Raw genomic sequence first — 18,585 nt, forward strand, 5'->3', positions numbered from 1 at the left:
ATGGTGGCGGCATAATCGCGGCGGAAATCCACTTAACGAAACGCCCGAAACTGTTCAGACAAACCGAACCACCTCTTACGTCTGAAATTATCGCAGAGCATCTTTCTGAATGCGGAATTCCATTCATCTTCATGACTGGATATAGTGATCAGTCATCCATTCCTGAACGTTTCCGGCAAATCGAAGTTATCCGCAGACCTATCGATATTTCATCGCTCAATATAAAGTTTAATTCTATGATTAATGCACAGATTTGATCCAAAGGGATGTACTCTGGATAATCGCTGATTTTAATCTTGATAGTTTTAAACTTGATGAATAGAGCCTACCCGTTCGGTTTACCGGGTAGCTTCCTTAAAATTGTCGGTCGCATATTTTCAAATACTTTTGGCTTGGCATCGGAAAGACATTCGATTGTGGCTTCGAGGAGATTAAGTGCGAGAAAATCAGCTTGGCTTTCCTGTTGCAATTTTTTGCGATCAAATATGGTCTCGTTAGCGGCTGTCTGCCATAACGCTAGTCCGATACGGGCCGCTGGATTGAGACGTCTCAAACGCCGTAGAGAAAACTTAGCGCGACGTGCGGAATCTAAGTCTAGCACGCAAAGAACAATCGCAGTAGCACCCGCAATGTCTTCCTTTCGCAATTGACTGGGTTGAGTTCGCTCCTGATCAATCACCTTGGTTTCCGCTGCCTGAACCGACAAAACCTGCGCCAACATTGCAGCCGTAACATCATCAAAAGGACCACGACCGCCTAAACAAATTATCGATTTTTTTTCACCTGCGGGGATTTGCAACACTTTGCTATCTTCGTTGTCTGATAATGCACCAACAGAGACAGTTTCTTCATTATCTTCTTCTTCATCAGCTATTTGTTCGAGATTTGCGACCAGCATTCTAGAACTCTGTGAAATCTGTTGTAGCTGTGTGTCACTGAGAACGCCGCGAATGCGATCCTGTTCTGCAATAAGCAGCGCTGGAATGGCTACGTTGCCGTAATATTCTACTAAAAATTGTTCGGATAATAATTCAAGTGCGTTGTCGGTTGCCTCATTGGGATCACCAGCCAGAAGTCGTTGATAAAGCCTCTCTTCGGGATTGAGTACCGGCTCCGAGCCAAACAGAATTTCAAGAAACCGAAACTGCGGAACATAGCGCCCCAGAACGACCAGACATACGGTCAGTGGTGTTGAGAGTATCAATCCAATAGGACCCCACAACCACGTCCAGAAAATAGCAGAAACGATAATTGCTAAAGGTGACAAGCCGGTTCGCGATCCATAGAGCCACGGCTCAATTATATTGTTGCTGATGAGTTCAATCAGAACGAAAAGTGCGATGGTCCATAAAAGAAGATCCCATCCGGGTGCAATGGCAAATGCCAAAAAGAGTGGCATTATTGCTGCGATCACCGGCCCAATATATGGCGCAAATCGCAAGACAATTGCCAGCATTCCCCACAAAAGTGCGTTCGGAACTCCTAAAATCCAAAGCCCAATGCCCAGCGGCACACCATAGCTAATATTCACGACGAGCTGTGTGAGTAGATAGCGCCCCACACGCGTGCCCGCCTCCTGCAAAGCTGACGTCGTGCGATGCAGATCGCCATGGCCCACCAGACGAATAAAGCGATCTCGTAATTCTTCTCTCTCGAGAAGCATGAAGACCACCACCACAATAACGAGTCCCAGAGTTGCTAGCGGCCCGATAAGCGGCCCTACGATTGTTTCAAGCGTTTGGACTGGATTCCGCTGTGAAAATATTTCCACCAGTATAGGCTTACGCTCTGGCTGTCCTGAGACGGCGGTATTGGTGCTTTTTTCCTCGTCCTGACTGATTTCCGCGCCAATGCGTTCCGCAAAGCTATTCAGGCGATTAAGGAGACCATTATCGGTGCCGGTTTCTTTGAGCGTACGAATTTTCTCGATGATATTATATTGATAGGTCGCAATGTTCTGACCAACTTCATTGACTTGAAATGCCAAAATTGCCCCAAACAATCCAATAATCAGAAACCCGCCTGTAACGCTGGTGATAATGGCAGGCAAACGCGGCAAACCGATACGTCTGAGAAAGGAGACAATCGGTGCCAGCATGAAGGTTAAAAGCACAGCAATGGCTAGCGGTAAGAACACGTCCTGAGCAAAATAGAGGACAGCAACGACTGCGGCGACAGCTGCAAGCGCGGGCAATCGTGATTGTTCGTGCGCTACAGCTAAAGAGTGGTTACCGCGTCCAAGCCCGCGCTGCATGATACCTCTTGCTACTTCAGATTCCTATTCTGCAAATTGATAAATAGAGCTGACATTTAAAATAGCAAAGTATCTGCAAAGAGTGCTTATGACGAAATTATTGACCGGGCTTTAATTGGTACAATAACGGCTCTCCGACAAAGCAAATCAAATACAGGGTTCACCACGATACGCAAAAAGCTCACTGCTTAAAGCAATGAGCTCTTCACACAATGCTCAATCGGTTATGTTTTATCGATAACCTTCTTCACCGCATCCTTTGCCTTACCTTTGGCCTGCTGTGCATCACCCTTGGCTTCCTGAGCCAGACCTTTGGCTTGCATCTCTTTGTTATCAATGGCTTTACCGATTGATTGCTTAGCTTTACCAGCGAGTTCGTTAGCCTTGCCGGATACCTTGTCTGAAGTACTACTCATAATAATTATCTCCCTGACATATTTTTTGAAATTTCATTCTAAAAACGATAATCGCTAAAATTGGTTCCAGGGGAGTTTTAATTTCAAGGTACGGCACTCTGAAATCAGCGTTGAGATCGGGAGGGCATTATGAATAAAACCGAACCCGACCCGGCATCACGCTCTATCATACATTAGTAGACGAAGAAGCAGGAAGAAAACGATGATAAGAACCGAAAACCTTCGAAAATCTATTCAACGATGCCGTTCGGAAGTAAAGCAGGCGTCACCCTGCCCGACTGGTTGAAAAATCACATCCTTTGGGAAGCATCCGAGCCCTATCTTCATCTCCGAACAGATAATCAGGGACGTCGGAGGGGCATCCATCCCATCACAACCTTATTGCTGAAGGCGAAGAAATTATCGAGGAGTTCAAGTGTACGAAAGCTCTCGAAGCAGCCTTGATATCCTCCGCTCAGGCTACCGAATATTACTAGATTACATGATATGGAGCGCTTGAGCGCTGGGCCACTGAACTTTGACACAAGGATGTTGCGACGGCTCTTGACGCAACGTTGCAGGAAGAGGGTCAACGGATCGCGATCTGACAAACTTGCAGAAACCAAAATCAACTTAAAGGCTGCACAATTTCTAAGCCTCGCCTCGACGAGGCTCTATCATTTTAGGCACGCTTAAATGGATAGGAAAAAAGCCCATGTCCGGTTCCAGATTTAGTTCGCGACGACCAGTCAGTGGATACTCATCCGATTTATCCAAAAGATCATAATGAAAAGCCTACACACTCACAATCAAATTTACCCGGCAATTCTAAAAAAGCAAGTACCTAGGCCGTGTGGACGGATTTGATTAAGATGAAAGCAGAAGCGATTGCGACGATGGATCGGAAGTTTCTTGCTGTTTTCTCGCAGCGTAATGCGACACGTTTGAACCGTTTGAGCTTCCCCATCATTTGTTCGATACGTGCGCGACCTCGATAAAGCGCCGTGGCAAAATGCTTCGGAATATTACGCCTGTTTGATCTGTAAGGGATCACAGGGATAGCGCCAGCCTTTCGCGCAATCTCTCGATTAACGTCGCTATCATAGCCTTTGTCAGCAATGATAGCGCGGTGCCTGACTTGAGGGCCCGTGTCCATGAGGCTTTCAAACTGTTTGCTATCGGAGGCTTCGCCTCCGGTCAGTTCAAAGCCAAGGGGCTGACCATTTCGGTCGGTTTTCAGATGGATTTTGGTTCCGAACCCTCCACGAGACCGGCCGAGCGCTTGACCTTCCTGCCCCCTTTAGCGCCTGCTGCAGATACATGGGCGCGAATGACGGTGCTGTCGAACATAGCGATAAGATGAGCGCTTTCATCAAGCCCAGCCAAAATGGAAAAATAGTCCTCGAAAACACCTGCTTTACCTAAACGGTCAAAACGCTTCCATACGCTGTTCCAGTTACCAAACCGCTCAGGCAAAGCCCGCCATGAGATGTTGTGAAGGGTGAAATAATGCAATGCCTCAAGGAATAGGCGGTCATTTTTAGCTTTCGCGCCAACGGCTGGCAGACAAGTCCGAAAAACCTCAAGTGCCAGTTCATAGTCATTTTCTGTCATCTTGGTGCACATTACTGACCTCCAAATCACGTCAGCAATATGTGAATCACGTCGAGAGAAAGTCTGGAACCGGAAAACTTATACCTGAGTCAATTCGTCCACACGGCGTAAGCCACCCCACCCCGACCGTTCTAAGTATTGATAAAATAAATAAATTTAGTGCTCACTGAAACCTTTTACTGGCTCACGAGTTTTCCCGAAGAGAGCGTAAGGCTGACAGCTTGTAAAATAGCTGCGTCGTCATTGTTACTATTTTTAGGAGATAACCAACATGAACTCTATCATCTATTTAGTAGGCCTAGTTGTCATCGTGTTGTTCATCCTCTCTTTTCTGGGATTACGTTGATGATGGATCCAACAGTTGTAGAAAACGCTCCTGATCGTAGCTATGTCGATTGGGCTGCTATTTTTGCTGGCGCCACGGTCGCGTCAGGTGTGATGGTTGTCCTCACAACATTTGCTGGTGGACTTGGTTTAAGTTCGCTCTCAGTTGATGATGGAGGTGACATTAGTGCAGTCTGGCTCGTCATTACTGCCCTATTTATTATCGTATCAATGGTCGCTTCTTATATGCTCGGCGGGTATATCACCGGCAGAATGCGCCGACCATCAGGAACCGCAACCCGTGATGAAGCAACCGTTCGAGACGGTCTGAATGGCCTCGTCGTTTGGGGACTTGGTACAATCGTCTCGGCTATTATGCTTGTCAGCGTTATTTCAGGTGGAGCGAAAGCTGTTGGAAGCGCTGCTGAAACAGCCGTTCAAACCGCAGGAACCGTTGTCGGCGGCACAGCTCAGGGAGCTGGTCAGTTAGCTGGAGGTGTCATTTCAGGCGCGGGGCAAGCAGTGTCGGGATTGGCTCAAAGTGCAGGACAAGCCGCTGCTCCATCGGTCGAACAGATGATGCCGCAAGGGTTGAAAACTAATCCATTCGACTACCTCACTGACACTCTGTTACGCACGGATAGTCAAGGCAACTCTGTTGCTGGACAGGAAGCTCAAAACATCGCGGATTTCCAACGTCAAGTTAGCGGAATTCTCGGAAACTTGCTTACTACCGGTCAAATCTCAGACGCCGATCGTACGTGGCTCACTAATCAGATCGCGGCTCGAACCGGCCTTAGCCAAACCGATGCTCAAACTCGTGTAAACCAGACAGTTGAACGCGTTCAGGCTCTGCGTACTGAAGCTCAAACGAAGGTTGACGAAGCTAAAAAGACCCTTGCTGATATACAGGCACAAGCTGAAAAAACTGCCGAAGAGGTAAAAGCAAAGGCAGCTGACGCAGCAGAAAAAGCTAGGATAACTGGCATTCTTACCGCCTTCCTGCTCGCGGCGTCTGCACTTGTCGCTGCCGTGGCCGCTTACATCGGAGCCGTGCACGGTGGTCGTCATCGCGACGAAGGTCGAATTTGGGGTGGTTTAGCTTACCGCAAATAATGATCCACAAATCATAATATTAAATAGGGCTTTGTATAAATACGAAGCCCTTTTCTTTTCGCGTACTGACTATGGCGATACTTTCGGTGGCACAAAAGGAAGAATTTGTTGGACCTGCCTCAATTTCAGTGTCTTCAATCTCTTTGCAACAAATATGAAATTGTCAGATCGCAAAATGTGCAAGCGGCACCGTTATTACCGAAGACGTGGATAAATTAAATATATTGCAGAGCGCAACAAAATTACTTTGTTTTGATAAAGTCTGTCAAGTTAGGCTTCAGGGCTCAAATGCAGTGCCGTGTCCGACGCCTACATCAATATTCTATATTTAATCGATTATAAAAAAAGCGAAATGCATAAAATTACGGCCGCTTATTTTCCTTATCCGACGGAACAATCAGCAGTATTCATTTGTTGTATTGAGCGGGATTAAAGGAGATAAAGATGCATATTCGGGTTGGCTATGAAATGGCTGTAGAAGTTACATCTCCTACCGCGATTTACACTTATTTAAATGTTCATCCACAACATTCATTGGATATGGTGTGGTCTTGTCCTGAGAGTTTTTTCGGTAGCAAGCATACCGATGTTCACGGTAATGAGTTCAATCGTCTCATTTTGCCTGCCGGCGAGACCGTTTTAAGTCATGATGCAATTTACGAAAACAATGGCCTTCCTGATGTCTTCGACGATAAGGCTGAGCAAGTCGATCCTGCTCACTTGCCTACGGAATATTTACCTTATCGTATGCGCCGTCTCTGTCCCATTGATTTGGCGTGTTTTTATTGAGTGACGTTTCTGCCAGAAGGTCTTTGGTCTTCCAAGTCGTCGGTCGGCAGGACTGTGATGATAGATGCGACCTATTTGAAAGCACACCGCACGGCTTCAAGCCTACGGATAAAAAAGGGGGCGATGGACGCCTGATCGGTCGGACGAAGGGTGGCATGAATACCAAATTGCACGCCGTCACCGATGCACAGGGTCGCCCCATTAGGTTACACATCACGGCGGGACAAATCAGCGACTATACCGGAGCAGCAGCCCTAATCGAGACGTTACCGAAGGTCGACTGGCTTCTTGCTGACAGAGGCTATGATGCAGACTGGTTCAGAAAACGGTTAAAAGACAAAGAGATAAAGCCGTGCATCCCGGGGCGCAAAAACCGCAAGAAAGCCATCAAATATGACAAACGCCGATACAAGCGGCGCAATCGTATCGAAATCATGTTTGGCAGACTCAAAGACTGGCGAAGAATTGCCACCCGTTACGATCGCTGCCCGGTCGTGTTCCGAGCAGCTATAGAGCTCGCGGCTGCCGTGATCTTCTGGCTCAGAAAGGAATGAGTCCTGAGCCTAATCTCCCAATCGGAGCAGGAAAATTTCTGTATCGCGTCCGCCGCCCTTGGCGGCGGGTTCTTTTCATAACTACTTTTTCAAGGAGTTTATCGTGAGGAGAACCGCTCCGGGCGGAACGTTTCCAGCAAGGGATGCTCGGCGCCAGTGGCGATCTCGTAGGCAAGCAGTTCGCCCACGATGAGGCCGAGCGTCGCACCACTGTGGCTAAAGGCTACATAATAGCCTGGAACGGCTTTCAAGGCGCCAATCACAGGCTCACCGTCTCCGGGGATCGGCTTTTCGCCGACGCCAATCGAAGCAAGCTCGAGCGCTGGATTGCCCTCCATTACCTTCGCCGCTTCGGCAAGAAGGGTTGAAGCGACGTTATTGTCGATTTCATAACTACCGTTGGGGAGCACCGTAACGCCTTCATCGGCCGCCCAATCTGCATCCAGCGAGAATATTCCACCCGGCGCAGGGCGTACGGCGACACGCGGCGTGTTGAGGACAGCACGTAACGGATGAGCGAGCGGCTTTGTCTGGACGAGAAGGGCCAGGAGGGTACTGTCACTCATCGTTTGTCCGGTTTCCGCTACCATTCGCGGGACGGCTGGCCCCGTCGCCAGCACAGCGGCATCTGCCGCGAAGCGGTTACCCACAGCGGTTTCAGCCCCCACTGCACGAGCACCTTCAATCACGATCCGGGCCTGCCCCTGGTTCGTTACTAGAACGCCCCCAAGCGCGGCAAACTCCTCAAGAAGCAGATTTATAAGTGAGGGCAGATCGACCCAGCCTTCGCCAGGATTGAAAATAGCGCCCTGTGGCGTTACCGCATTAGCTGCCACCCCCGGGGTGACACGCGCAACATCGGATGCCGAAAGTCGCTGCGCATCATAAACAAGCGAGACCTCGTGGCGATAAGCGGCATCGATCTCATTGCGCTCATCATCGGCATCCCAGGTCAAGCCGCCATTAAAGCGCAGCCACTTGGCATCCGGAAAGCGCGCCGAGAGTGTTCGATATCGGTCGATTCCGGCCATGCGCAGACGATGATAGGGCTCCGAACGCATGCGCGATGAGTTTAGCCAGGACAGTGAGCGGCCCGATGCCCCATTCGCCGGCGGACCGTCATTGATGATAGTCACGCGAATGCCGCGACGAGCAAGCTGTACCCCAGTAGAAACGCCGAAAATACCGGCGCCGATGATGACGGCCGAAGAGATGATGGTATCTGTCATTTCATTATCCTCTAATTGTACGATCAAGGTGGTCAGCAATCTTCCTAGCGACCGCTGACAGCGGAGCGGATAAGCGCGATAACGACCCGACACCGTTGTCCGCCTGTTTATCCGCTCGGCGACGCGGCAGATAGGTTGAACCGAAACATCGCAGAGGCCAGTTGCATTATCTTGAAGACGCAGATTCTACAGCGCGCCTCCGTCGCCGACGCATCCGCTTAGGTATTAAGACACTTCAGTACTGTATCCCCAGCCGCAGAGCGTCTAGCATGGCTGCATGAACCGACCGGCTGCTGACAGCATCGCCGATCCTGTGCAGTTCAAAGCCGGTGGACGTTGGGGTGCGCAACGGAGCTGGCCCAACCAGGGTTTTGATGTCGGTGACACCATCATTTGTTGAAAGCGGGCGCAATGCATCGAAGAGGTCGTTCACGGGCAGCGTGCCATGCTCGACGATGACCTGCCCGTGGATCTCGCGGAATTCTCGGCCTGTCAGCGCATGACGGAGAACTACTTCGCGCTGCCCCGTCTGTCCGCCTACCGAGACCAGTTCATATTCCAGCAACACGCGTACCTCCTGTTCGGCGAGCGCCTTGCGATAGGTGATGCTCGAATGATGCTCCATCTCTGCAGCAATAGAGGGGTCGCGGGCAACGAAAGTCACTTTCTTGTCTGCGGCTGCAATTTCTACGGCGACCGCGGGGGCAGGATGGCGACCGGTGGCATCGTAGATCAGCACGTCGTCGGCGAGTAACGAGGGGTTTCCGAGCGCATCGAAGGCGCTGAGGCATAGATCGCTGCCGACAACCGAACCGAAATCCGGAACACCACCGGTCGCGATGACGACGAGGTTCGGTTTCTCGGCAAGAACATCTGCAGCTTCCGCATAGATATTAAACCGCACATCAACGCCGAGACGGCTCAGCTCCGCGATGCGCCAATCGACAATGCCGGTCAAATCGCGACGAAGCCGCGCTTTCGCGGCCAGAACTAGCTGTCCGCCTAATCGATTGGCCGCCTCGAGTAACACAACCTTGTGTCCCCGCTCCGCTAGCACCCGCGCCGCCTCAAGTCCTGCCGGACCACCACCCACGACGACCGCCTTGCACCCCGCCTGCGGAGAGCGTTCGATCACCTGTGGTAACCAGGTCTCGCGGCCCGTTGCCGGATTATGAATGCAATGCACCGGACGGTAGAGACAGTGCGAAGCACCGACGCAGGGACGAACCTGCGCTTCACGCCCCTCCTGGAGCTTGTTGACAATCTGCGGGTCAGCCATATGCGCGCGCGTCATACCGACCATATCGACCAGTCCCGCTTCAACCGCGTGGCGTGCCGTTGCAACATCCGCGATCTTGGCTGCGTGGAAGACCGGTAGATCCGTATGCTTCTTAAACGCTCCAACTTGGTGCAGCCACGGCGCCGAGGCAGCTGTCATATCGGGGATGTTGTAGACGAGCAGATTAAGACGCGTGTCGAAACGGCCGAAAATACAGTTGAAAAAATCGACTAGCCCCTCGCGCTCGAGCATGTTGGCAACCGCAACCGCCTCGGTGAAGTTCAGGCCGTTCTCGTGATCTTCATCGATCGTGTAGCGGATACCGACCGGATAATCGCTGCCGACTTCGTGTCGGATTTCCTCATAGACCATGCGCAGGAAGCGCATCCGGTTTTCAAGCGAGCCGCCAAATTCATCCGTACGGCGATTGACCATCGGCGACAGAAACTGTCCGATCAGATGGCCGCCGGTCATCGTCTCGATGCCGTCAAGTCCGCCCGCGCGCGCGCGCCGCGCCGCCTGACCAAAGTCGCGTACAATGCGTGCGATATCATGGCGGTCCATCTCATGAGCGAAGCTGCGGTTATAATCTTCGCGCGAATGGGAGGGGCCAAGCGCTGGGAGCCAGTCGCCAACAGTGGCGTTAGCCCGCCGGCCTACATGGGAGATTTGACACATGAGTGCCGCACCGTGGCTATGGATTCGTTCGGAAAAGGCGCGGAACACAGGGATGACGGCATCGCTTGACACATCAAGCTGTGTGCCACCCCAACTTGAATCTGCCGAAACACGCGCTGAGCCACCGAACATTGTCAAGGCGAGCCCGCCCTTCGCCTTCTCCTCGTGATAGCGCTGATAGGCATCAAGCGGATAACCACCTTCGTCGAGAGCGGTCTCGTGGCTGGTGCTCATAATCCGATTGCGTAGGGTCAACCGACCAAGCTGTAGCGGCATCAGCAACGGATCGGCCCTTTTTGTCGACGAAGCGACCAAGTTTTTCTCTTCCATCTCCATATCCGCCTATGCCAAACTGAGGGTTTTGCGCATGGCCTCGACGCATTGTTTCAGCGGCGCAGTCGGATCGACGTTGTATTTCCAGTTCGTCAGTTCGATCGTCAACGAACCCTCGTAATTCTGGCTCCGCAGATAGGTGACCAGCTGATCAAGATCGATGATGCCCTCGCCCCAAGCAAGATGGCTGCCGCCAGCATCGGAATCGGTGAAATGAACATGGGCGACACGGCCAGCAAGATGGGTAAAATAATCCTGTGGCGTCTCATGGGTCATCACTGCGCCGGCGACATCATACACCGCATGCAATGCTGGACTGCCGAGCTTGTCCATCAGCTGGCGGATTTCACGTGCCGATCGGATGATGTTGGCAAAGGCATCCGGCAGTGACTCCATCCACAGATCGACACCGAGCTTCTGAGCACGATCACAGAGGATGCCCATGGAATCTACGCAACGTGCCAATGCCTGTTCGGCCGGTTCGTCGCGGTAACCGCCACCAGCGGTCACCAGAAGAGCCGGGGCTCCACATTCGGTAGCAAATTCCATTGATTCCAGAAAATAGCGCAGCGAACGGTCGCGCAATTCGGGTTCCTTAGCCGAGATATTGATGGGATAGATGCATTGCTCCGGTGTGAAGGCCACAATCTCGAGCCCCATGCCGCGCACTTTTTGCCGCAAGGCCCGCGCGTCGGCGAGGGTCTTGTCGCCGATATAAAAATGGGGAGCCGCGGCCCAAAGCTCGATGCGCGAGACACCAGCATCGCAGACATCGGCCAGAAATCGGTCCATCGTATGTCGTATATAGTGAAAATTCATAACGCTGATATTGCGTTCATCCAGTGGCATGATCGGTATTCCTCCATTAGCCGTCCGTGCGGCGATTCTTATCCATTTATGAGAACGTTCTCTGTTCACGGCGCAAACAGTTTCACTTTGTTGGGGGTTCAAGACGTCCGAAGAGCGAATTCTCTCACTGTCTCTTCGAAGAAAGCGGCAACCTGGACAGCCTCGTCTTCCTTTGTCCATCCGAGATGTGGTGCGGCCAGTTTTGCCGCCCTTTCCGCGTGGCGCCGGCCGAGATCCGGCTCCCAGCCGACAGAAAGACGACGGCGCAGGATGTCCGACAGCGAACGCGCCTGCTCGTTGAGGATGGCATAAGCGATGGAGGCTTCGGTGACGCGATTCATATCCGGAGACGGGGGCAATGGTGGATCGAGCGGATGTGACGAGCCGGATGGTTTCAGTCGACGACGAACAGCGCGCGTCAATCGCCGTCCGGCATCGCGGTGGGTCATCAGCAAACCGCCGGTGAAGGTAAAGACATTTGGCAGGCCATCATCTGTCAGGTCGTGCTCGCGGACAGAAGGCGTGGCGCTTCTGCCGTTCCCGGAAAGGCTGCGCGGCCGCACGCCGGCCCATGCATATACCACATCCTCGCGCTTCAAGCCGAAGCTTGGAAACAGGCGGCCGAGTTGATCAAGAACGGCAGATATTTCCGCCTCCGTCGCGCGAAACCCTTCCGGCCGGTAATCCGAAACGGAATCCCAAGGGCCGACATAATGAAGCTCACCCCAAGGGATCAGATAGAAGGGTGCCCCCGCCTCGGTCACGGTCTCGAAGCCGAGACCGCGCAGTCTCTCGGGCAGTTGAACGACGATATTGGTGCCTTTTTCACCGATGTTCTTTCGGATATGTGGCACCCCAGCCAAAGCAGTGACCTTATCGATCCAGACGCCGGCACAATTCACGACCGCCCGAACCAGAATATCGCGAGATCCATCAGCGGCCGCGAGCGTCACCCGCCAGAGATCGCCTTGTCGCGCCAGCGCCGTCACCGCCGTATGGTTCAGCGCCTCCATGCCGATTGCGCGTGCCTTATTGATCGTATCAACGACGATGCGCTCTGGCCAATGATATTGATATTCGGTGAAACACATCGCCCCGCGAATATCTTCAAGCCCTGCCATGCCCTGAAGCGCTGGGTGCATCTGCGCGTCTTTAGCCGACAGGATGCGAAGGTTGAGCGGCACCTGGCCGCCGTCGCTGGCCGCCATCAGGCGAAAGGCCAGTTGCGCCTTCCAGCGTGGGATAGCGTTTTCCGGCGTCAGCGGAACGATGAAGGTAATGGGCTTCACCCGCTCGGGCGCAAGTCGCACGAATTCCGCTCGTCCCCGCATCGCGCGCCGCATGAGACCCAAGCAATCCAATGCACTACGTGGATGGGCGAGAAACGCTGCGATCGAGCCACTAGCGGCGGAGAGATAACCAAGTCCACAATGCTGAAGACGCGAAGTCTTGCTGGAAGTGCCTGCACCGTAATCGCCTTGCTCGGCTAGCAACGTGCGATAGCCTGCGGCTGCTAGGTGTTGACCTGCAGCTGCGGCGATGATGCCTCCACCGACAACTACGGTGTCGTAAATATCTCTCACGCTCAACTCCCGTCAGTCGTAGCAACAGGCCTCAATATGTGAGAACGTTCGCAAAATTTCGACCGCGGTGTCAAGACCCGCTTGACGTCGCCACCATGTCTATAATACGTATTATAACGTCATATAGAAAGGTACATCCTATGCCCCTCCCTTCCGCCTTTGATGCCGGCGTCGCCGCCACCTTGTCTGCGCTCGACGCAAAGTCGGTGAAGCATGTATTCTTCATCGCATGCGGTGGCTCCCTGTCGATCATGCATCCGGCAAAATTCCTCCTCGACCAACATTCAACCTTGCCTTCGGATGTCTATAATGCCGCCGAATTCCTCACCCGCGCGCCGCGCTCGCTCGACAAGAATTCGCTGGTGATTTTGTGTTCGATGACCGGCACCACGAAGGAAACCACGGCCGCCGCTGAATTCGCCAGGTCTAAAGGCGCCACCACCATTGGACTGACTGTAGAGCCCTCTTCTCCGCTTGCCAAAGCCGTCAATCACGTCGTCGGCTTTGAAGCGCCTTATACGACCGGCGTAGCGATCGAGGCGAAGGACAGCAACTACGCGCGAATATACCAGCTCATCATGGGCCTTGTTGCCCTGACTGGCGGCGAGGATCTCACTGAAACGCTCATCAGCAGCCTTTCGGCCTTGCAGCCCGCGATTGACCGCGCTCAGGTAACGTTCGCACCAAAGTTCGAAGATTATGCCCCGCGCTTTGCCAAAGAAGACGTCATCTATACGGTGGCCAGTGGGGCGAGCTATGGTGCGGCCTATTCCTTTGCCATCTGTGTGCTGATGGAAATGCAATGGATCAACAGCCAAGCTATTCACGCCAACGAGTTCTTCCATGGCCCCTTCGAAGTGCTGGACAAAAACCGCGCCTTCATCTTGATGAAGGGGCTCGATAGTACCCGGGCGCTTGAAGAACGTGCAGACGAATTTTTGCATCGGTTCGGCTCGCCTGAGAACATCCTGGTTCTCGACGCTGAGAAGCTTGATCTCTCCGGTATCGACCCACGTTTCCGGGGCAATGTCGTGCCGCTGATCTTCTTCGACACGCTCTGGCGTTTCGCATATAAGATTGCTGACCTACGCAAGCATGAAATGCTTGCGGCGCGACGCTACATGAAGAAGATCACCTACTGATTGAGCCTGGAAGGGGCGGATGGACGAACAATCGAAGCTTTTGCCGCTCTATGAACAGGTCCGGCGCGCGATCATGACCGGTATCGAAACCGGCCAGTTCCCGGTGGGCAGCTTCCTGCCCGCCGAACCCGAGCTGATGTCGCTTTACGGCGTCAGCAGGATCACTCTTCGGCGAGCAATAGGCGATCTATGCGCCGAAGGGCTGCTGCAACGGCAGCAGGGGCGCGGTACTGTCATCATGCCGCGCAAGGTGCGTCAGACGCTCATTTCCCTATCAGGCTTTTCCGAAACGATGGACGGGCTTGGCCGAAAGGCCAGTCATCGCATTCTGTCACGGACTGATAATCCCGATGCACCTGCCGTTCGCGAGCGTCTGCACGTACAGGTGCTGGTGCGTTTCGAAAGGCTGCTGGAGGATAACGATCGACCGATGACGCTCGAAACGCTCTGGTTCGATCCCAGCCGTTTTCCCGAGGTGATCGAGCCTGTTGCGGCTGGCGGTTCCTTTTTCTCCGCGTTGCGCGACAAGGCTGGCATTGTGCCTGCCCACGCGGAGCGGCAGATTGATGTCGGCCTTGCACTACCGGCTGAACGCGACATCCTTTCGGTCACCGCCACACAACCCGTCTACAGGATCGAGAAAATCGTCACCGATTCCGAAGGGCGCCCGCTCGCCCTGTCACAACTCGTCACTCCAAGCCATCTGGTCAGCTACACGATCAAGACCTGAAAGGTTCGACATGCATGTATTCGATGCCACTTCCGTTCACGCGGCGCTTCCGTGGACATTTTTGATCGAGGCTTTGCGCAAGGCTCATTGCGGGCCGGTGCCTGCTTGCGATGTCATCGTGCAGTCAGATCCCGCTGGCGGCAATGCCCAATTCGTCACCTTGCCCGGTTGGGCGCCCAATGGCCCTGTCGTCGTGAAGATGGTCGGCGTGTTTCCGCACAATGAAGGCCTTACACCTCCCCAGCCCGCAGTTCAGGGGTTGGTAGCGCTGTTCGACGGCACGACCGGCGGGCCGCTTCTCGTAGCGGACGGTGCGGCAATGACCGCGCGGAAAACCGCAGCCGATTCCGCCTTAGGTGCTACCATCCTCGCCCGCGCGAATGTCGAAAAACTTTTGGTCGTCGGGGCTGGCGCGCTCGCGCCGCATTTTGCCGAGGCGCATCTGACGGCGCGACCCTCCCTACGACAGGTCACGATCTGGAATCGCACTCCGGCACGTGCTGAGGCCGTTGCAGCCCGGTTGCGGGAAAAAGGCATCGACGCTGTCGTTAGCGATGATCTCGACCACGCCACCGCCTGTGCCGATGTCATATCCTGCGTCACCATGTCGGATAAGGCGTTGATCAAGGGTGCGTTCCTGCGGCCGGGCACCCACCTCGACCTCGTAGGTGCCTACCTTCCCCACCTTCGCGAGGCAGACGACATTGCCCTTGCACGCGGCACAATCTTCGTCGACAGCCGCAACAACATGCAGGGTGGTGGCGATCTTTCGCAAGCGGTCGCGTCGGGTACGATCAGCTGGGATGCGGTCAAAGCCGATCTTTTCGAGCTGATGCAAGGTAAAAAGGCAGGCCGAACCAGCGTAGATGAGATTACCGTGTTCAAGAACAATGGCGGTGCCCATCTCGACCTTTTCACAGCCTCCGCCTTATCCCATACCTTGAGCTGACAATTAAGCGTTTCCGCGGTACCATCGGCGGAAACGCATCTACCATTTTCAACCCTCTTCTGGTCATGCAGACGCTTCACATAGGTTCCGAAAATGCGTTACGCATCAGCCAGAACCCGTGCCAGGAATGCTCTCGTACGTTCATGTTGCGGACGCGTCAACACGATCGCCGGCTTTCCCTGTTCCACAATGACTCCTCCATCCATGAAGATCAGGTGATCGGCGACATCGCGAGCAAATCCCATTTCGTGCGTGACGACGACCATAGTCATACCATCATCAGCGAGCTGACGCATCACGGCAAGAACCTCGCCTACAAGTTCCGGGTCGAGCGCTGAAGTCGGCTCGTCGAAAAGCATCACGTCGGGCTTCATTGCCAGAGAACGGGCGATTGCCGCTCGCTGCTGTTGGCCTCCTGAAAGCTGAACGGGATAATAGTTTGCTCGCTCCTTCATGCCGACACGCTCCAGAAGAACCATCGCTTCTTGAATGGCGGTAGCACGCGGCACTCGCTTCACGAGAATCGGCGCTTCTATAACGTTTTCGAGTACGGTCTTGTGTGGAAAGAGATGGAACCCCTGAAACACCATCCCCATACGCTGGCGCTGACGGGCGAGTTCATTGAAGCTCATTTCATAAAGCTTCGCGCCTTTCCAGCGCACGCCTACTGGTTCGCCGTTGAGGAAAATAGCGCCAGATGTAGGCTTTTCGAGATAATTCAAACAACGGAGGAGCGTGCTCTTGCCCGAGCCGGACGGTCCAACGATGCAGGTCACATCTCCGCGGTTTACCGCAACATCAATGCCTCGCAGCACCTCATGTGCGCTGAAGCTTTTTCGTAGCTTTTCCACCTTCAGAAGTGGCTGAGCATTGGTCTGGTTATTCATGATAAGGTCTCCTGCTGCCGCGCGAAGAAACGGAAGAGACCGCCGGAATTCGCTCCAGCACGATGTTCGGATTTCAGCCGGCGCTCGACCGCATGTTCGATGGCGGTCAATATGGTGGTAAGCACGAGGTACCAGATGGTTGCTACAAGCAACAGCGGCACCGTCTGATAGGTGCGGGCATAAACCATCTGGGCCGAATAAAGCAGGTCTGGCAAGGCGAGTACCGAGACGAGCGAAGTGAATTTCAGCATCGAGATCGTATCGTTGCCAATCGGTGGAATGACAATACGCAATGCCTGCGGCAGCACGATGCGGCGAAGCGTCTGACCGCGCGTCATACCGAGCGTCGCGGCTGCCTCAGTCTGGCCGATGTTGATGGCCTGAATGCCCGCGCGGATCATTTCAGCGGCATAGGCACTTTCAGTAAAGGCAAGCCCCATGATGGCAGCGCTGAAAGGAGTAATGAGCTGGTTGGTGTTCCAGGAGAGGAGCTTCGGCCCGCCGAACGGGATGCCAATTGAGAGTTCTGGCAGGAGCAGAGCAAGGTTATACCAAAAAATCATCTGGACCAACGGAGGCACACCGCGGAAGAACCAGATCCAGCCCCAGCTGACCGACCGAAAAATGGGACTGGTTGAAAGGCGCATGATAGCCAGCACCACGCCGAGGGCAAGGCCAAGTACCATGGCGAGCACGGTGAGTAGCAATGTCATACCCAGACCCGAGAGGATGGCGGAGCTGAACATATATTCAGCAACCACACTCCACTGCATGTTCCTGTTGGTAAACAATAGTTGCAAGAAGACGACTGCAAGAATGGCAAGCGCCACGCCACCGATCCAATGACCGATCCTTGGCACCGCGATAGGCTTTGTCTCGTGGATTGAGGGCGGTGGCAGTGGTTTTTCAGACATCCTAATTCCTTGCTGCTCTTCTTCAACCTTGCGGAGCCGGCCCACGGTTCCGCGGGCCGCCATTTGGCTTTTGTTCCGGAAGCCGGACGCCTTAGAGATCGGCGGGGTTCTCTTCAGTAATCAACAATGCCTTACTTAGCATCCCGTTGTCGTTCAGGCCCCACTTGGCCATGATCTTCTCATAGGTGCCGTCGTCGATCATCGACTGGATCGTGTTCGTCAGCACTTGGCCGAGCGGATCTCCTTTGCGCACGCCGATGCAACTGTTCACCGGCGACAAAACCAGTTCGGACACCCTCATGTCGCTGGTCTGTTTTGCCATATAGGTCAGCTTGACTGAACCACCTACCGTGGCTTGGGCGCGATCAGAGCGCACGGCAAGTTCGGCCTGCGCCTGTGTGCCATGCGTCTGCATGAGCACCGGCTTGTCCTTGCATTCATTCGCATTCAGCTTTTCCAAGAGACCTATGTCCCACGAACCGTTGAGAACAGCTACCGTCAGACCGCAGACATCGGCTGCGGATTTGATATCAAGCGAGCTTTGCGCGGGATAGGCAAACGAAGTTCCTATTCTCCGTTGCGACACGAAATCAAGCGCTTTCAAGCGGTCAGCCGTGGTACCGAAAGAAGCGAAACCTGCGTCAAAGCGTTTGGATTGAAGCCCAGGGATAATGGCATCGAAACTCGTGCCCTCGAAGGTGAACGGCACGCCAAGGCGTGTTTGCATCTCCTTGGCTATGTCGACGCTCCAGCCTTTGAGTTGGCCATCAGCATCCTGATATTCGTCCGGCGCCCAGTCATTGAAAACTGCAGCCTTGATACCGTTGTCCTTGTATTCCTGCGTTAGCGCATCGTGCAACGCAGGAATGGCGTCGGCCATGGCTGGCATTGCCAATGCCGTGCTCAGGACACATCCGGCGAGAATGGATTTAAACATGACGTCCTCCTTGTTGTGGCTAACCCGAT

Annotated in this window: 17 protein-coding genes and 1 pseudogene; 7 read left to right on the forward strand and 11 right to left on the reverse strand. The window is 53.7% G+C overall.

What is annotated here, in order from left to right; all coding sequences use genetic code 11:
- On the forward strand, positions 1–257 hold a 257-nt coding region (locus FHY56_RS18030; protein WP_210240059.1), incomplete at its 5' end, for a response regulator.
- Positions 258–325: 68 nt separating this feature from the next.
- Here the strand turns inward: FHY56_RS18030 and FHY56_RS13485 are convergent.
- The 4 genes from FHY56_RS13485 to FHY56_RS13500 all read right to left on the reverse strand — a co-directional run bounded on the left by FHY56_RS13485 (position 326) and on the right by FHY56_RS13500 (position 4,275).
- Positions 326–2,254 (reverse strand): AI-2E family transporter, encoded by a 1,929-nt coding sequence (locus FHY56_RS13485; RefSeq protein ID WP_036567570.1) that lies wholly within the window; start codon positions 2,252–2,254, stop codon positions 326–328.
- Positions 2,255–2,478: 224 nt separating this feature from the next.
- Positions 2,479–2,670 carry a CsbD family protein gene (locus tag FHY56_RS13490; protein ID WP_024898610.1) on the reverse strand — a complete coding sequence of 64 codons (192 nt, stop codon included), beginning with the start codon at positions 2,668–2,670 and terminating at the stop codon, positions 2,479–2,481.
- Positions 2,671–3,493: 823 nt separating this feature from the next.
- Complete coding sequence (locus FHY56_RS13495; protein WP_084486908.1) at positions 3,494–3,895, reverse strand: IS5 family transposase; 402 nt, start codon at positions 3,893–3,895, stop codon at positions 3,494–3,496.
- Positions 3,886–4,275: a transposase gene (locus tag FHY56_RS13500; RefSeq protein ID WP_095444932.1), complete on the reverse strand. Its 390-nt coding sequence runs from the start codon at positions 4,273–4,275 to the stop codon at positions 3,886–3,888. Before FHY56_RS13500 ends, FHY56_RS13495 begins: the two co-directional genes overlap by 10 nt.
- A gap of 333 nt (positions 4,276–4,608) precedes the next feature.
- Between FHY56_RS13500 and FHY56_RS13505 the strand changes: the two genes are divergently transcribed.
- From FHY56_RS13505 to FHY56_RS13515, 3 genes and pseudogenes are all read left to right on the forward strand, one after another.
- Entirely contained in the window at positions 4,609–5,703 is a 1,095-nt protein-coding gene (locus FHY56_RS13505; RefSeq protein WP_140905731.1) for a hypothetical protein, read from the forward strand.
- A gap of 444 nt (positions 5,704–6,147) precedes the next feature.
- Positions 6,148–6,492, forward strand: a complete 345-nt coding sequence (locus tag FHY56_RS13510; protein WP_193556790.1) for a hypothetical protein — start codon at positions 6,148–6,150, stop codon at positions 6,490–6,492.
- Positions 6,493–6,540: 48 nt separating this feature from the next.
- Positions 6,541–7,046 (forward strand): annotated as a pseudogene (locus tag FHY56_RS13515) (IS5 family transposase); the annotation flags it as partial.
- Between the two features lie 98 nt (positions 7,047–7,144).
- Here the strand turns inward: FHY56_RS13515 and FHY56_RS13520 are convergent.
- The 4 genes from FHY56_RS13520 to FHY56_RS13535 all read right to left on the reverse strand — a co-directional run bounded on the left by FHY56_RS13520 (position 7,145) and on the right by FHY56_RS13535 (position 12,997).
- Positions 7,145–8,275, reverse strand: coding sequence for an NAD(P)/FAD-dependent oxidoreductase (locus FHY56_RS13520; protein WP_024899113.1), 1,131 nt, complete (start codon positions 8,273–8,275; stop codon positions 7,145–7,147).
- A gap of 235 nt (positions 8,276–8,510) precedes the next feature.
- Complete coding sequence (locus FHY56_RS13525; RefSeq protein WP_024899112.1) at positions 8,511–10,562, reverse strand: NADH:flavin oxidoreductase; 2,052 nt, start codon at positions 10,560–10,562, stop codon at positions 8,511–8,513.
- Positions 10,563–10,574: 12 nt separating this feature from the next.
- A complete protein-coding gene (locus tag FHY56_RS13530; protein ID WP_024899111.1) occupies positions 10,575–11,414 on the reverse strand; it encodes a sugar phosphate isomerase/epimerase family protein in 840 nt (279 codons plus the stop codon).
- A 98-nt stretch (positions 11,415–11,512) separates the two neighbouring features.
- Entirely contained in the window at positions 11,513–12,997 is a 1,485-nt protein-coding gene (locus tag FHY56_RS13535; RefSeq protein ID WP_024899110.1) for an FAD-dependent oxidoreductase, read from the reverse strand.
- A gap of 140 nt (positions 12,998–13,137) precedes the next feature.
- Here FHY56_RS13535 and FHY56_RS13540 point away from each other — a divergent pair, with 140 nt between their 5' ends.
- The 3 genes from FHY56_RS13540 to FHY56_RS13550 are packed head-to-tail and all read left to right on the forward strand — an operon-like array spanning position 13,138 to position 15,818.
- On the forward strand, positions 13,138–14,139 hold the full coding sequence (locus FHY56_RS13540) for an SIS domain-containing protein (RefSeq protein ID WP_024899109.1): 1,002 nt from the start codon (positions 13,138–13,140) through the stop codon (positions 14,137–14,139).
- Positions 14,140–14,158: 19 nt separating this feature from the next.
- Positions 14,159–14,869, forward strand: coding sequence for a GntR family transcriptional regulator (locus tag FHY56_RS13545; protein ID WP_024899108.1), 711 nt, complete (start codon positions 14,159–14,161; stop codon positions 14,867–14,869).
- A 10-nt stretch (positions 14,870–14,879) separates the two neighbouring features.
- Positions 14,880–15,818, forward strand: a complete 939-nt coding sequence (locus tag FHY56_RS13550; protein WP_024899107.1) for an ornithine cyclodeaminase — start codon at positions 14,880–14,882, stop codon at positions 15,816–15,818.
- A 98-nt stretch (positions 15,819–15,916) separates the two neighbouring features.
- Here FHY56_RS13550 and FHY56_RS13555 read toward each other — a convergent pair whose 3' ends face one another.
- The 3 genes from FHY56_RS13555 to FHY56_RS13565 form a co-directional block, all read right to left on the reverse strand.
- Positions 15,917–16,705, reverse strand: coding sequence for an amino acid ABC transporter ATP-binding protein (locus FHY56_RS13555; RefSeq protein WP_024899106.1), 789 nt, complete (start codon positions 16,703–16,705; stop codon positions 15,917–15,919).
- Positions 16,702–17,619, reverse strand: a complete 918-nt coding sequence (locus FHY56_RS13560; protein WP_024899105.1) for an amino acid ABC transporter permease — start codon at positions 17,617–17,619, stop codon at positions 16,702–16,704. Before FHY56_RS13560 ends, FHY56_RS13555 begins: the two co-directional genes overlap by 4 nt.
- A gap of 91 nt (positions 17,620–17,710) precedes the next feature.
- Positions 17,711–18,556: a transporter substrate-binding domain-containing protein gene (locus FHY56_RS13565; RefSeq protein ID WP_024899104.1), complete on the reverse strand. Its 846-nt coding sequence runs from the start codon at positions 18,554–18,556 to the stop codon at positions 17,711–17,713.
- Positions 18,557–18,585 lie beyond the last annotated feature (29 nt).

The sequence above is a fragment of the Brucella gallinifaecis genome (genome assembly GCF_006476605.1).
GTDB lineage: Bacteria > Pseudomonadota > Alphaproteobacteria > Rhizobiales > Rhizobiaceae > Brucella > Brucella gallinifaecis.

Bases quoted from the DNA above. Each gene is read 5' to 3' on its own strand.
- FHY56_RS13545 (WP_024899108.1), top strand. From the start codon at position 14,159: ATGGACGAACAATCGAAGCTTTTGCCGCTCTATGAACAGGTCCGGCGC.
- FHY56_RS13530 (WP_024899111.1), bottom strand. From the start codon at position 11,414: ATGCCACTGGATGAACGCAATATCAGCGTTATGAATTTTCACTATATA.
- FHY56_RS13490 (WP_024898610.1), bottom strand. From the start codon at position 2,670: ATGAGTAGTACTTCAGACAAGGTATCCGGCAAGGCTAACGAACTCGCT.
- FHY56_RS13555 (WP_024899106.1), bottom strand. From the start codon at position 16,705: ATGAATAACCAGACCAATGCTCAGCCACTTCTGAAGGTGGAAAAGCTA.
- FHY56_RS13485 (WP_036567570.1), bottom strand. From the start codon at position 2,254: ATGCAGCGCGGGCTTGGACGCGGTAACCACTCTTTAGCTGTAGCGCAC.
- FHY56_RS13565 (WP_024899104.1), bottom strand. From the start codon at position 18,556: ATGTTTAAATCCATTCTCGCCGGATGTGTCCTGAGCACGGCATTGGCA.
- FHY56_RS13550 (WP_024899107.1), top strand. From the start codon at position 14,880: ATGCATGTATTCGATGCCACTTCCGTTCACGCGGCGCTTCCGTGGACA.
- FHY56_RS13525 (WP_024899112.1), bottom strand. From the start codon at position 10,562: ATGGAAGAGAAAAACTTGGTCGCTTCGTCGACAAAAAGGGCCGATCCG.
- FHY56_RS13510 (WP_193556790.1), top strand. From the start codon at position 6,148: ATGCATATTCGGGTTGGCTATGAAATGGCTGTAGAAGTTACATCTCCT.
- FHY56_RS13540 (WP_024899109.1), top strand. From the start codon at position 13,138: ATGCCCCTCCCTTCCGCCTTTGATGCCGGCGTCGCCGCCACCTTGTCT.
- FHY56_RS13560 (WP_024899105.1), bottom strand. From the start codon at position 17,619: ATGTCTGAAAAACCACTGCCACCGCCCTCAATCCACGAGACAAAGCCT.
- FHY56_RS13520 (WP_024899113.1), bottom strand. From the start codon at position 8,275: ATGACAGATACCATCATCTCTTCGGCCGTCATCATCGGCGCCGGTATT.
- FHY56_RS13500 (WP_095444932.1), bottom strand. From the start codon at position 4,275: ATGTGCACCAAGATGACAGAAAATGACTATGAACTGGCACTTGAGGTT.
- FHY56_RS13505 (WP_140905731.1), top strand. From the start codon at position 4,609: ATGATGGATCCAACAGTTGTAGAAAACGCTCCTGATCGTAGCTATGTC.